General features: G+C 64.9%; 6 protein-coding genes and 1 pseudogene. 6 read left to right on the plus strand and 1 reads right to left on the minus strand.

Features of this window, described 5'->3' with window-relative positions:
* Positions 1-138: 138 nt before the first annotated feature.
* The 6 genes and pseudogenes from BT264_RS39985 to BT264_RS18730 all read left to right on the plus strand — a co-directional run.
* Positions 139-3,774 (plus strand): annotated as a pseudogene (locus tag BT264_RS39985) (amino acid adenylation domain-containing protein); the annotation flags it as partial.
* A gap of 100 nt (positions 3,775-3,874) precedes the next feature.
* Positions 3,875-8,785, plus strand: a complete 4,911-nt coding sequence (locus BT264_RS39990; protein ID WP_371293636.1) for a condensation domain-containing protein — start codon at positions 3,875-3,877, stop codon at positions 8,783-8,785.
* On the plus strand, positions 8,782-9,438 hold the full coding sequence (locus tag BT264_RS18715; protein WP_072439717.1) for a glycosyltransferase family 25 protein: 657 nt from the start codon (positions 8,782-8,784) through the stop codon (positions 9,436-9,438). The genes BT264_RS39990 and BT264_RS18715 overlap by 4 nt, the downstream gene beginning before the upstream one ends.
* 63 nt (positions 9,439-9,501) lie before the next feature.
* The gene (locus BT264_RS18720; protein WP_072439715.1) at positions 9,502-9,981 is read left to right on the plus strand and encodes a hypothetical protein; all 480 of its coding nucleotides are present in this window, start codon (positions 9,502-9,504) and stop codon (positions 9,979-9,981) included.
* 16 nt (positions 9,982-9,997) lie between these two features.
* A complete protein-coding gene (locus tag BT264_RS18725; protein ID WP_072439713.1) occupies positions 9,998-11,698 on the plus strand; it encodes a cyclic peptide export ABC transporter in 1,701 nt (566 codons plus the stop codon).
* A 465-nt stretch (positions 11,699-12,163) separates the two neighbouring features.
* Positions 12,164-13,000 carry a helix-turn-helix transcriptional regulator gene (locus tag BT264_RS18730; protein WP_256260668.1) on the plus strand — a complete coding sequence of 279 codons (837 nt, stop codon included), beginning with the start codon at positions 12,164-12,166 and terminating at the stop codon, positions 12,998-13,000.
* A gap of 131 nt (positions 13,001-13,131) precedes the next feature.
* Here BT264_RS18730 and BT264_RS18735 read toward each other — a convergent pair whose 3' ends face one another.
* Positions 13,132-13,944, minus strand: coding sequence for a helix-turn-helix transcriptional regulator (locus tag BT264_RS18735; protein WP_072439870.1), 813 nt, complete (start codon positions 13,942-13,944; stop codon positions 13,132-13,134).
* Positions 13,945-13,977: the final 33 nt, after the last annotated feature.

Raw genomic sequence — 13,977 nt, forward strand, 5'->3', positions numbered from 1 at the left:
GGCGCGGTGCTGGAGGCATTCGAACACCTCGACAAGCCCGTCGGCGACATCGAATCGAGCCCGCCGGAAGAGCGCCGGCTGCTGGCCGCCTTCAACGAAACCGCGGCGGCCGGGCCCGGCCACCTCACGGTCGTCGACATGTTCGAGGCGCAGGTCGCCCGCACGCCGGCGGCGCCGGCCCTGGTCACCGACAGTTCGCTGATGACCTACGCCGACCTGAACGCCCGGGCCAACAGTCTGGCGCATCAATTGCGCGACCACTACGGCGTCGGCCCGGAATCGCTGGTCGGCGTCATGCTCGACCGTTCCGAATGGATGATCGTCGCGATTCTCGGCATATTGAAGGCGGGGGCGGCGTTCGTTCCGCTGGACCCGGCGTATCCGGCCGAACGGATCAATCACATCCTCGGCGACACCGGCCTGTCGCTGCTGGTGACCCAATCGAGTCAACTGGCGCAGTGGTATGAATTCTCCGGCGCGACGCTGCTGCTGGATCAGGAACTCCCCGGCTGGACGCCGCTGCCGGACAATCCGCCGCGCCGCGCCGGGCCGTCGCAGTTGGCCTACGTGATCTACACGTCCGGCTCGACCGGGCGACCGAAAGGCTGCCTGCTCGAACACCGGAACCTGGCCCACTACATTGCCTGGGCCGCCGGGTATTACTTTCCGGAAAGCACGACCGGCAGTTTCGGCCTGTACAGCTCGCTTTGCTTCGATTTCACGCTCACCAACATCTTCTGCCCGCTGGTGCGCGGCAAGACGCTGCGCATCTATCCGCAGTCGGAAAGCATCGACACCATCCTGGCCCGGATGTTCCAGCCCGGCAGCGGCGTCGACACCCTCAAGCTCACGCCCACCCACATTCACCTGCTGGAATACATGAACCTGGCACGCTCCGGCGTGCGCAAGGTGATCGTCGGCGGCGAGGAACTGACGCCCCAGCACATCGCCACGCTGCGGAAGATCGATCCCGCGATCGAAATCTACAACGAGTACGGTCCCACCGAGGCGACGGTCGGCTGCATCGTCGAGCGCGTCGAGGACGCGCCGTCCACGGTGCTGATCGGCCGGCCCATCGCCAACACCCGGGTGTACATGCTCGACGAAGCGCTGCGGCCGGTTCCGATCGGCGTGCCGGGGGAAATCTGCATCGCCGGCGACGGCCTCGCGCGCGGCTACCACAAGCGGCCGGACGTCACCGCCGCGAAATTCGTCGAGCATCCGTTCACCGGCGAAGCGCGCATCTATCGCACCGGCGACATCGGCCGCTGGCTGCCCGACGGACAGATCCAGTGTTACGGACGCGTCGACGATCAGGTCAAGATCCGTGGGCACCGTGTCGAGCTGGGCGAGATCGAGGCCGCGCTCACCGCGCATGAGGATGTCGTCGGCGCAGCGGTCATGCTGCGCGAAACCGCCCAGGGGGTGCGCAAGCTGGCGGCCTACGTCAAGGGTTCCGCGAGCTTGAGCGTTGCGGACCTGCGGGCCTTTCTGGCCGGGAAACTGCCGGACTACATGGTCCCGTCCGACATTTTCACGATCGCCGAATTTCCGCTCAACGCCAACGGCAAGCTGGATCGCCCGGCGCTCCTGGCCATGGAGCCTGCCGCCGCGTCCGAGGCCGCCAGTCTCGACGCAACGCCGATCCAGCTCGAGCTGGTGCGCATCTGGCGCGAAGTGCTCGGCAATCCGGCCGCCGATCTCACCGGCCGCTTCTTCGACTACGGGGGGGATTCGCTGCAGGCCATGCAGCTCGTCTCGCGGATCTGGAGCAGTTTCTCCGTCGAGATCGGCATCGACGCGATCTTCGAACTCCAGACCATCAGCGCGGTGTCCGACCTGATCGAAGCGTCGTCGCCCCGGACCGGTTCGATGGCCGGCAACATCCTGCCCCGCTCGCGCGCGAACGACCTGCCGCTGTCCTTTCCGCAGCAGCGCCTGTGGTTCCTCGCGCAACTGGAAGGTCCGTCGGCCACCTACAACATCTCGAGCGCACTGCGTTTCGACGGCGACCTGGACATCGCGCGCCTGCGCGCCGCCGTGTCCGAAATCAGCCGGCGTCACGAGATCCTGCGCACCACGTTTCCCGCGGTCGACGGCCGCGGGGTTCAACGCATCGCCTCACCGGCACCGGTCGCGCTTGACGTCATCGACGTCGGCACCGAGTCCGACACGCTCGCGCTGCTCGCCGAGGAAGCCGACCGCCCATTCGATCTCGCCGCCGGCCCGCTCTATCGTGTCGTGCTGTATCGCGTGCACGAGCGCCTGCACGTCTTCGGCATCACGATGCATCACATCATTTCGGACGCGTGGTCGTCCGGCATCCTCATCGGCGAACTGGCCGCGCTCTATGCCGGCCAGTCGCTGCCGGAACTGGCCGTCCAGTATGCGGACTACGCCGGCTGGCAGCATGAACGTCTGGCGTCGGCCGACACGCATCGGGAACTGGCGCTCGTGAGCGCGGCGCTGGCGGACGCGCCGGACCTGATCGAACTGCCCACCGACCGCCCGCGGCCCGCGATCCAGCGTTTTCACGGCGCGGTTCTGCCGTTCCAGTTGAACGGTGAGCGCGCCGACGGCCTGCGCGCGATCGCGCGTGCGTCCGGCACCAGCACGTTCATGGTCGTGCTCGCCGCGTATGCGCTGCTCCTTTCGCGGTACAGCAACCAGCAAGACCTCGTCATCGGCTCCCCGATCGCCAATCGGCGTTCCAGCATGACCGAGCCGCTGATCGGCTTCTTCGCGAACATGCTCGCGCTGCGCGTGGACCTGTCGGGCAACCCGACCTTCGGCGAACTGCTGGCGCGCGTGAAGCGCGTCGCGCTGGACGGTTATAGTCGCCAGGAGATTCCGTTCGAGCAGGTGGTGGACTCGCTCAAGCTCGAACGCAACCTGAGCCGCACGCCGGTTTTCCAGGCCGTGTTCGCGTATGAGAAAGCGCAGCCCCATGCGGTGAACTTCCCCGGTCTCGTGGCAACGCCTGTGTCGGTGGAGACCCACACCGCCAAGTTCGACCTCACGCTGCATATCCAGGATGCCGAGCACGGCCTCGCGGGCTCGCTGGAATACAACCTCGACCTGTTCGACGCCGCCACGATCGATCGCATGGCGGAACACTTCCGCACGCTCGTCGATGCCGTGGTCGCCGATCCGGACCGACCGCTCAGCGAGCTTTCGTTGACGAGCGATGCGGAGCGGAACCTGCTGACCGTCGAATGGAACCGGACCGAGATGGATTTCGGCGATGACGCCGCGCAACCGCTGCATCGGCTGTTCGAACAGCAGGTCGAGCGCACGCCCGACGCCGTCGCCGCCGTCTGCGACAACGGCGCGCTCACCTACGCCGAACTCAACCTGCGCGCCAATCGCCTCGCCCACCGGCTCATCGAGTTCGGTGTCGTTCCCGATGCTCTCGTCGGCGTCGCCATGGAGCGTTCGCTCGACATGATCGTCGCGCTGCTCGCCATCCTCAAGGCCGGCGGCGCTTACGTCCCCGTCGACCCCGACTACCCCGCCGAACGCGTGCGCTTCATGATCGACAACGCGCAGTTGCGCTGGCTCCTCACCCAGCAGCATCTGCTTGCCGCGCTGCCCGACACCGACGCCCGCGTGATCGTCGTCGATCGCGACGCGCTCGAGCTCGACGCCGCGCCCGCGTCCAACCCTGCGCCTGCGCTGAGCGGCGAGAACCTCGCCTACATGATCTACACCTCCGGTTCGACCGGCAGGCCCAAGGGCGCGCTCAACACCCATCGCGCCATCACCAACCGCATCCTGTGGATGCAGCACGCCTACATCCTCGGAACAAACACACGCCCGCCCCGGCGGCCAGCGCGAGACCGACTACCTGGTCGAACTCATCGAGCGCGAACGGATCACCACGGTCCATTTCGTGCCGTCGATGCTGCGCGCCTTTCTCGACCATCCGGACCTCGACGCGCACTGCGCGTCGCTGCGCCGCGTCGTGTGCAGCGGCGAGGCCCTGCCGTTCGACCTGCAGCAGCGTTGCTTCACGCGCCTCGACGTTTCGCTGTTCAACCTCTACGGCCCCACCGAGGCTGCCGTCGACGTGACCGCATGGGAATGCCGACGCGACGACCCGCACCGCATCGTGCCGATCGGCCGGCCCATCGCCAACACCCGCCTCTATATCGTGGACGCGCAGTTGCAGCCCACGCCGGTCGGCGTGGCGGGCGAACTGCTGATCGGCGGCACGCCGGTCGGACGCGGCTACCACGGCGAGCCCGAACTGAGCGCCGAGAAGTTCATCGCCGATCCGTTCTCCAACGACCCGCATGCACGCCTCTATCGCACCGGCGATCTCGCGCGCTACCGGCCCGACGGCAACATCGAGTTCCTCGGCCGCATCGACCATCAGATCAAGCTGCGCGGCCTGCGCATCGAACCCGGTGAAATCGAGGCCGCACTGCGCGAGCATCCGTCGGTCGACGACTGTGTCGTGATCGCGAAAACCGACGGAGCCCGAACGTTCCTCATCGCCTATGTCGCGACCGCATCGCCGGACATCGCCGATCTGCGCGGCCATCTGAGCGGCAAGCTTGCGGACTACATGGTGCCGTCGAGGTTCGTCGCGCTCGAATCCCTGCCGATGCTGCCCAACGGCAAGATCAACCGCAAGGCGCTGCCCGTCCCGGCGGACACGGTCGACGCCACTCGGTTGCACGCGCCTGCCGTCACACCCAGGGAAGTCCTGCTGGCGTCCATCTGGCAAGACGTGCTGCAACTGCAGTCCATCGGCATCCACGACAATTTCTTCGAACTTGGAGGCGACTCCATCCTGAGCATCCAGGTGATCTCGCGCGCCAATCAGGCGGGACTTCGCGTGACGACGAAACAACTGTTCCAGTATCAGACCGTCGCCCAGCTGGCCGCCGCGCCTGAAGAACGGGCAGCGCATGCGCCGAGCGTCAGCCCGCTGGGCGATGCGCCGCTCACACCGGTCCAGCACTGGTTCTTCGAACAGGAGATCGATGCGCCGTCGCACTACAATCAAACGGTCCTGATTCAGGTGCCGTCGGATATCGACGCGTCGACGCTCGCCGACGCGTTCCGACAAGTCCACGAACATCACGATGCGTTGCGCCTGCGTTTCTCGCGCAGCGCCGGCGGCTGGACGCAAGAAGTCGTCGCAGGTGGCGAGATGCCGGCGCTGTTCGCGAAGCAAGCGATCGCAGGCGACACCGGCGAGCGCATGGCGGCCATGCGCGCTGCCGCTGCGCAAGCGGAACGCGGCATCGACATCACGCATGGCCCGTTGCTGGCGGCCCGGCTTTTCTGCTTTGCCGACGAGCCGCTCGCCCGCCTGTTCGTGTCGATTCATCACCTTGCGGTGGACGGCGTGTCGTGGCGCGTGCTCCTCGAGGATCTGCATGCCGCCTACCACGGCCAGCCGTTGTCCGAGAAGACGACTTCGTTCCGCGAATGGGCCCTGCACCTGCAGCAACTGGCCCGGTCGCCTGCCATCGGCGACGAAGCCCCATTGTGGCAAGCCCTCCTCGCGCAGGACGTCGAGCCCATGCCGGTCGATTATCCGGCCGCGGGCGCGGCCCACAACGCGGTCGGCGACTCGGCATCCGTTTCATTCGAGCTGGACGCAGCCGAAACCGCGGCGTTGCTGCGCCGGCTGCCGCGGGCCTACGACACCCGCATCAACAACGTCCTGCTCGTCGCGCTCGCGCAAGCATGCAGCATGGTCACGGGCAACGCGCGCACCCGGATCGATGTCGAAAGTCACGGCCGCCACGTCTGCGATGCGCCGATCGACGTCAGCAGGACGGTGGGCTGGTTCACCTCCATCTATCCGATCGTCCTCGAGGTCGACGCGAGGCAGACGCCGGAGCAAGCGTTGCGCGACGCGCAGCAACAGTTGCGCCGGATTCCGGCCGAAGGCCTCGGTTATTCGCTGCTCCGCTACCTGGGCCCCGACGACGCCGTGCGTGACAGCCTCGCCGCGCTGCCGAATGCCGACATCCTCTTCAACTATCACGGGCAGCTCGATACCGTGCTGCAGCAATCCGATGGCTGGAGCCCGGCTGCAGAAGACCTCGGTTCGCTGCGCTCCGAGCGGTCCCTGCGCACGCATGCGTTCGAGATCGTCGCCGCCGTTTCCGACGGCAAGCTTCAGGTGGACTGGCGCTACGGCGAGCGTCTCCACCAGCGGCAGACGGTCGAAAACCTGGCCGCGCACTTCAAGGACCGGTTGCTCGACTTCGCGGCGTCGGTTCCCGACACCGCGTGGGACGACCTCGAAGACAGCTACCCGCTCTCGTCCCTGCAGCAGGGCATTCTGTTCCATTCGCTATACGAGCTGGATCCCGCTGCCTATTTCCAGCAGTTCAGCTTCGTCGTCAGCGGCCCGCTCCAGGTGCCGGCGCTCAGGCAAGCCTGGGCCAATGCGCTCGAGCGCCATGCCGTGCTGCGTACCGCGTTCGCGTGGGCCAATCGCGATCATCCCGTCCAGACCGTCCGGCACACGGTCGACCTGCCGTGGACGTTCCTCGACTGGCGACACCGCGATGCATCCCGCCGCGCGCAGGACTTCGATGCATTCCTCGCCGACGACCGGCGGCGCGGCTTCGATCTGCAGCGGGCGCCGTTGTTCCGCTGCACGCTGATTCAGGAAGCGGAGGCACGCCATCGGTTCTGCTGGAGCGCACACCACATCATTCTCGACGGCTGGAGCACCGCCACCCTGATGAAGGAAGTGTTCGACGATTACCTGTCGCTCGTCCGCACCGGCGTGCCCGCGCTCGCACCGTCGGTGCCGGGATACCGCAGGTACATCGACTGGCTCGCGCGCCATCCTCGTTCGGCCGACGAAACCTGGTGGCGCGCCGAACTGGCCGGGTTTCATGCCGCCACGCCGATCGTGGCCCATCCGGCCGGGCAGATCTCCGGCGATGCCGCACGGCAGGACAAACGCAGGACCCAGCAATTCCTGCTGGACGAGGCCCTGACCGCTCGGCTGCAAGCGCTCATGCGAACCCATCGCCTCACCCTCAACGTCCTGATCCGCGCGGTCTGGGCGTTGGTGCTGCGGCGCCACGCCGGGACGGACGACGTCGTCTTCGGCGTCACCGTGTCCGGTCGCCCGCCGCAGCTCGACGGTGTCGAATCGATCGTGGGCCTGTTCATCAACACGCTGCCGTTTCGCCTGCGCATCGCGCCGGAACGCCCCTTCATCGAATGGCTGGCGACGGTTCACGCAGCCCAGACGGCGATGGAGCCGCATTCGTACAGTTCGCTGGTCGATATCCAGTCGTGGAGCGAACTGCCCGCCCGCGACAGCCTGTTCGACAGCCTGCTGGTGTTCGAGAACTTCCCGGTTGCCGCCGCCCCCGATCTCGGGCCCGACGACATCGAGATTCTCGACACCCGCGCCTTCGCGGAAGCGCATTACCCGCTGACCCTGACCGTACACCCGGATACGCGCGTCAGCTTCCAGATCGCGCACGATGCCCACCGCGTCGCCCCCGAGGTGGTCCGGCAGATGCTGGACACCATCCGCGCGTTGCTGGAACGATTCGCCGACGACCCGGCCCAGCTGACCGGCCGGCTCGCCGATGCGCCGGAGCCGGACGCCGGCGGACAGCCGGGCGCGCCGCGCGGCGCGGCCGCCGCTGGCGTCGAACCCGCCGCCGGTGCGGCCACGACGGCCCGCACCCGCGCGCCGACGGCGGACGAAAGCACGTTGCTGGAGATCTGGCAGCGGATCTTCAAAAGAAACGACATCGCGGTCAGCGACAATTATTTCGACCTCGGCGGACACTCGATCATCGCGATCCAGCTGATGGCCAATGTCGAAAAAGCGTTCGATCGCCGGCTGCCCATTTCCTGTCTGTTCGAGAATCCGACCGTCGAGAAACTGGCGGCGGCATTGGCCAGGAAAGCGCCGGCCGCCCCCGCCGGCGGACTCGTGCCGATCCGGGACGGCGGTCCCGCCGCGCCGCTTTTCCTCCTTCCGGGCGCCGGCGGGAACGTGGTCTACTTCCACCCGCTCGCGAACCACCTGACCGAAGCTCACGCGGTGCACGGCCTGGAAGCGCTCGGCCTCGACGGCTCCTGCCTGCCGCTCACCCGCGTGGAAGACATCGCGGCCCGTCATATCGAATGCATCTGGCCGCTGGTGGGCGCGGGCCCGTACTACCTGGCGGGCCACTCGTTCGGTGCGCAGGTGGCGCTCGAAATGAGCCGGCAGCTCGTCGCCAAGGGCGCGGTCGTCGAACTGCTGGCGATCCTCGACGCTTCCGCGCCCATCGACAGCCCGGCCGCAACCTACTGGCAAGACTGGGACGACACCGAATGGCTGGTCGCGATCGCCCACGAAATCGGCACCTTCCTCGGGACCGACCTTCAGGTGACGCGAGCAGACCTCGTCCAGCTCGACCCCGACGGCCAGGCCGGCCTGATCCTCGACAGAATCGGCAACCGCGGCAACTGGTTTGCGGATGCCGGATCCGACCGCCTGCGCGCCTATCTGCGTGTCTATCAGGCCAACTTCAAATCGCGCTACGCGCCGCAAGCCGACCCGCTTCCCGTGCCGATCGCGTTGTTCCGCAGCACCGAGCGGGATCCCGGCGACTACGATCCGTCGCCCGAGATAGCGCAGCTCCGCCTCGACCCGACCTGGGGGTGGTCCCGCTTCTCGGCGCTGCCCGTCGAGGTGACGGACGTACCCGGCGACCACCTGACCATGCTGCTCGACCCGCACGTCGCCGTCCTCGCTACCCGCATCAACCAGTTTCTGGAAAAAAAACGCTCATGAAATCCGTACAAACGATCGACAACGCTTTCGCCCGCAAGGTCTGCATCAATCTGGACCGGCGCCCCGACCGCTGGGAAGCGATGCAAAGAAAATTCGCCGAACAGAACATCCTCACGGTGGAACGACTGCCCGCCGTCGATGCAAGGCTGGTGACCGTGCCGCCATCCTTGAGCCATATGCGTCCGCAGGACTACGGCTGCACGATGAGCCATCTTGCCGCCGTGAAGCAGGCCAAGGCCGCGGGCGCGAGCGAAGTCCTGATCTTCGAAGACGACGCCTTCTTCGACCCCGACTTCGCCGCGCGCTTCCCCGAGTTCATCGCGCAAGTGCCGAATGACTGGCACATGCTGTTTCTGGGCGCCTATCACTTCACGCCCCCCATTCCCGTCGCGCCGAACATCGTCAAGGCCGTGGAGACGCTCACCGCGCACGCCTACGTCGTCAGGGACTCGCTTTACGACGCATTCATTGCGATCAACGAACACCCGCCGGCGATCAACGACCGCAACAACCTCATGCTGCAGCAGAAGTTCAATTGCTATTGCTTCGAACCCAATCTGGTCGGACAGGAGTCCGGCTACTCCGACATCATGGACGAAGTCATGCCGGAAAAGCCGCTGACCTATTCCCTTCCGATTCCGGATGGCTGGTAACGCCTGCGGCCGGCGCGCGCTGCGATCCCCTGCGGTCCCTATCTCAACAGGCCATTGAAGCTCATGAAAACCATCACCGTTGACCTCGAAGCGGAGTTCGTAAAGTCCGCGCTCGATTCGCTCCACCGGGACTGCAAGCTCGGCGAGGCAATTTCGCTGGCTTATGGGAAATGCGAATCGACCGACGACGTGATCGATCTGATTTTTCCGTTGATCACGAAGACACGGCGGGTTGATTACATCCTGATGTACAGCATCGAAAGGAATCCCCGCACCCTCCTGCAGTTTCTTCGACTGATCGAAGCGCGGTTGACACGGAACGATAGCTGGACAGTCGCGTCGGTCGAGGCTTCGTTGCGTAGCGTGGCCGATTCATCGGGCCTCGGTTGGGACCGTGCGCAGCGCTTGCTGAAGTGCTGCATCCTGTTTTCCGACTCGCCGCTGGAAATCGTGGAAAGCATCGCGTTCCTGGGCAAGCACGAAACCTCGTCGAGATTGAGATCAGCGGCAAAAAACGTCGAACTCAGCCACCTGATCAACTGAACGATATTGGCGACTCATGGATTCCGCTCAAAGTAAATCGCCGCCGTGGCATTCGGCCGTCACCCTGATGTGGCGCAGTCATCCCTGGTTGACCCTGGGCACGGTCCTTACGGGCCTCGTCAGCGGCATTGCGTCGATCGTGGGCGTCGGATTGATCAGCAGGGTGCTGCATGACCAGGACGACCGCCAGACGCTGCTGACGATATTCATTGCGGTGAACGTCATCGCAGTTTTCTGCAGGAGCAGCGCTGCCGTGATGCCCTCCTATGCCTGCATGAAAGTCATGACGAGACTGCGCGTCAATCTATGCAAAAGGATCCTGGCGACCCCACTGGATGAAATTGACCGACGCGGCGCCCCGAATATCCTGACCATGCTGACGCAGGACATTCCGCAGTTGAGCCAGACCCTGCTCACCATACCGACGATCATCGTTCAGTCCGTCGTCCTGGTATGCAGCATCGCCTATCTCGCCTATCTGTCGTGGATCGTTTTCGCTTCGACAATCACCCTGACAATCGTTGGCCTGGCGCTTTATCTGTTTTTCTATCGAAAGGCGGTCAATTTCACGGAAAGAGTTCGCGATGAATTTGTCCAGTTCAATGAATACACACATGGCCTCGTGTTCGGAATCAAGGAACTCAAGCTCAACAGGACCAGACGACGCTGGTTTACCAGGGCCGCGATCGAACTATCATCGAAGCGCGTGGCCGGATTCAATTACATAGAACGCTTCTGGTTCATGAGCGGCGACAGCATTGGCCAGATCACGGTAGCGGTCCTGCTCGGATTTTTGCTTTTCGGCGTACCTTCGTTCGGCGTCGTGGACCCCTCCGTACTCACGGCGAGCATTCTGGCCGTTCTCTACATGATGGGGCCTTTGACCATGCTGATCAGTATCCTGCCGATCGTGGCCGAAGGCAAAACCGCGCTCGCCCGGCTGGCGGAATTCGGTTTCTTGATCGATGACAGCGAGGATTCGCGCAAGGAACCGCCCCATCCGCGCACCAGGGAATCCTCGGCGAAGCCATGGCAACGCATTGAGCTGAAAGATGTGACGATGAACTATCGTGACAATGATTCGTCGGTCGATTTCGTGCTCGGCCCCATCAATATGACGATTCACGCCGGAGAACTCGTCTATGTCATCGGTGGAAACGGCAGCGGCAAAAGCACGTTGGGCAAAGTCCTCAGCGGCCTCTATGTGCCTACCGAAGGCCATATTGCCCTTGATGGAAAAGTCGTTGACGACGATGCCAGGGAACGGTACCGCAATCTGTTTTCCGCCGTCTTTACCGATTTCCATTTGTTCAATCGCATCATAGGGCCGGACCGGGAAAATGCTGGCATCGAGCTTGCCCGCAAATATCTTGAAACACTGAAATTGGCGGACAAAATAGAGATCGATGGCAACAATTACTCGACAACCAGAGCCTTATCGACAGGGCAACGCAAGCGATTGGCGCTGCTTTGCGCCTATATCGAGGATCGTCCGATTTACATCCTGGACGAATGGGCTGCCGATCAGGATCCGGTCTTCAAGAGATTTTTCTATGAAGTGCTGGTTCCCGATCTGAAATCCCGCGGGAAATGCGTCATTATCATTACCCACGACGATCAGTACTTCAAGCTCGCGGATCGGGTCATTCGCCTGGATAGCGGCCGCATCTTCTCCGATACGGCCATGCGTGCCGTCCGGGCCGAAGTTGCGGGATGAGCAGCGATCCGGATGCGGTGCGCGCGTCGCAGCTCCGCGCAGATCCGATCCGCCGCACCGTCCCACGATCGAATGGCCGGCGTTCCTCGATCCCGGGCAACTCGATCTGCAATCGCGACGCCGGCCGATCGCTCTTCGCATTATTTAAAGAATCGGCATCAATGCCAAAATAATTCAATCAATCAGGGTCAACCGATTTTCCTTTCATCAAGCGGCATTCAGCCGCTGCCGAGATCTCGTCGCGCGTCGACAGTGCGGCGAGCTCGCGAACGCCACCGCAATTCGCCTGTCCCGGCTATCCGTTACAGACGCGTTCGCCGCCGGGTGTTTAAATCATGCCGGCAATCATGCGCGCAAGCGCAGCTTCAACGTCTCACCAGGAATCCGTTCATGGAGTTCAGCAGATTGTTCGCACACGTCGGCGAAGCGATCTCAAGCAGCGGGAGCCGACGCTTTCCCCGAGTGATGTACAGCCTGATCTCTGCGGCCGTCCCCGTCGACGAGATCCGCATTTCGGAGCTCGCGGTCGACGCGACGCCTGACGGCGATCTCGCGGTGCGCAGCCTCGGCGCGGTCGGCGCGGTCGGCGCGGCGCTCGCGAAGGCCGGCCCGGCAGCCGCCTGTTACGGGCCGCAGATGCCGCCGCGCTCGGGCGCGAGCTGCGTGCACGTCGATGACACGCTCGCGGGCCACGGCCCGACCCACGCGCTGCTCCATCGCTTCGTCCTCATGCAGGCTGCAATCGTGCCGCCGCGTTGCGCGCAGTTCCATCTCTTGACCCGCAAGCGGGGCCACTATTACCTGATCTCGCTGTATCGCACGAACACGTTCGACGACTTCTCGTCGCGGGAGCAGACCGTCCTCAAGGAGCTCTCGCACGTGCTGTTTCCGATCGTCGAGACCCATGTCGCGGCGCTCGATTCGGCTCCGCCGCCCGCCCACGCGGCCGCGGCCGCGCCGCCGGCGACGCAATCGGGCCGGGAGCGCGTGGCGCGGCGGTTCGCCGACCGTCTGCGGCAAGCCGGCGTCAAGCTGTCGACGCGCGAGATCGAGGCATGCACGGCGCTGCTGGCCGGCGACACGGTGCCCGCCATCGCCGTGCGTTTCGCGCTGCGCGAAAGCACCGTCGAGACCTACCTGAAGCGGGCAGCCGTCAAGCTCGGCTTCGGCGGGCGCCATGGTCTCACGCGCTGGATGCTCGACGAGGCGGCAGGGGCCGCGGGCGAGGCCGCGGCTGGAGCACGCCGAGACGGCACGAGAAGCGTGCGGCGCGACTGCGCATCGCCGTACGTCGGCACCTGAAGCGTCGGCACCCGAAGGCTAGCGGTCCGAAAGCGCGTGCCGGTGCCCGCGGCGCGCCAGCAATCCCGGCACGCCGGCCGGCGACGCTGGTCGCGCGTCGGGTATCGGCGCCCGCACCCGGCGTGACGGCATCACGCCGCCGACGCGCACGGCACGTAATCGTCGATCATCCATTTCGTGAGCCCGTGCCGGCCGCTGATGCCGAGCTTCACCGCGGCGCGCTTGATGTACGTCTCGACCGTACTCTCCTTCACACCGAGCTCGCCGGCCAGTTCTCGCAGCATCTTGCCCGCGAGCAGGCCGAGGCACACTTCGCTTTCGCGCGCCGACAGCACGACCGCCGCGCGCGCAAGCCGCGATTCGAACTCCTGGCGCAGCGCCTCGACGGCGGGCATCGTCGTGCCTTCGAGGTCGCCGTGCCGGCGCGTCGACGCATGCCACTCGACGAGCGGCAGCAGCGTATCGGCGAAATTCTTCAGGAACGACATCTCCTGCAACGAGAAGTCGCAATGCGACACTGTTCGATGCAGCGAGATCACGTAGCGGCGATTCGCCTTGGACGACACGAGATGGCACTGAAATCCCCCCTCCGGTCCACGCGGCGGCGCGACTTCGCCGCCATTGCCGCTCCGCATCAGCGGATTGATGTGAATCAGCTGCCGGTCGCAAGCAGCCACGATCCGGTTCAACAGCGGATGCGCTGCCGGCTGCCGCTCGCCATGCGCGGCCGGCCCGCTGCTGCGCCCGTCGTCACCCGGCGCGCCGAACGCGCCGAGCGATTGCACGTGGACGACTTCGCCCGCCGGCTCGTCGAGCGTCCATTCAGTCATCCGGGTGATCGCGAGCGGAATCGATTCGACCAGCAATGCATGCATGTCGGATGCGAACCGCTCACTGCCGGCGCTCGAAATCACCTTCCCGAGCTTCGAGAACATCGCGAACATCTGACTCTCCTTGTTTCCTTGTTGTGCGTGCTT

It is taken from the genome of Burkholderia sp. NFPP32, assembly GCF_900119325.1.
GTDB classification, from domain to species: Bacteria; Pseudomonadota; Gammaproteobacteria; order Burkholderiales; family Burkholderiaceae; genus Burkholderia; species Burkholderia pyrrocinia_C.

What these genes read in the sequence shown, in the direction of transcription:
- BT264_RS18715 (WP_072439717.1), top strand. Translation starts at nt 8,782, where the DNA reads ATGAAATCCGTACAAACGATCGACAACGCTTTCGCCCGCAAGGTCTGC.
- BT264_RS18720 (WP_072439715.1), top strand. Translation starts at nt 9,502, where the DNA reads ATGAAAACCATCACCGTTGACCTCGAAGCGGAGTTCGTAAAGTCCGCG.
- BT264_RS18725 (WP_072439713.1), top strand. Translation starts at nt 9,998, where the DNA reads ATGGATTCCGCTCAAAGTAAATCGCCGCCGTGGCATTCGGCCGTCACC.
- BT264_RS18730 (WP_256260668.1), top strand. Translation starts at nt 12,164, where the DNA reads ATGTACAGCCTGATCTCTGCGGCCGTCCCCGTCGACGAGATCCGCATT.
- BT264_RS18735 (WP_072439870.1), bottom strand. Translation starts at nt 13,944, where the DNA reads ATGTTCGCGATGTTCTCGAAGCTCGGGAAGGTGATTTCGAGCGCCGGC.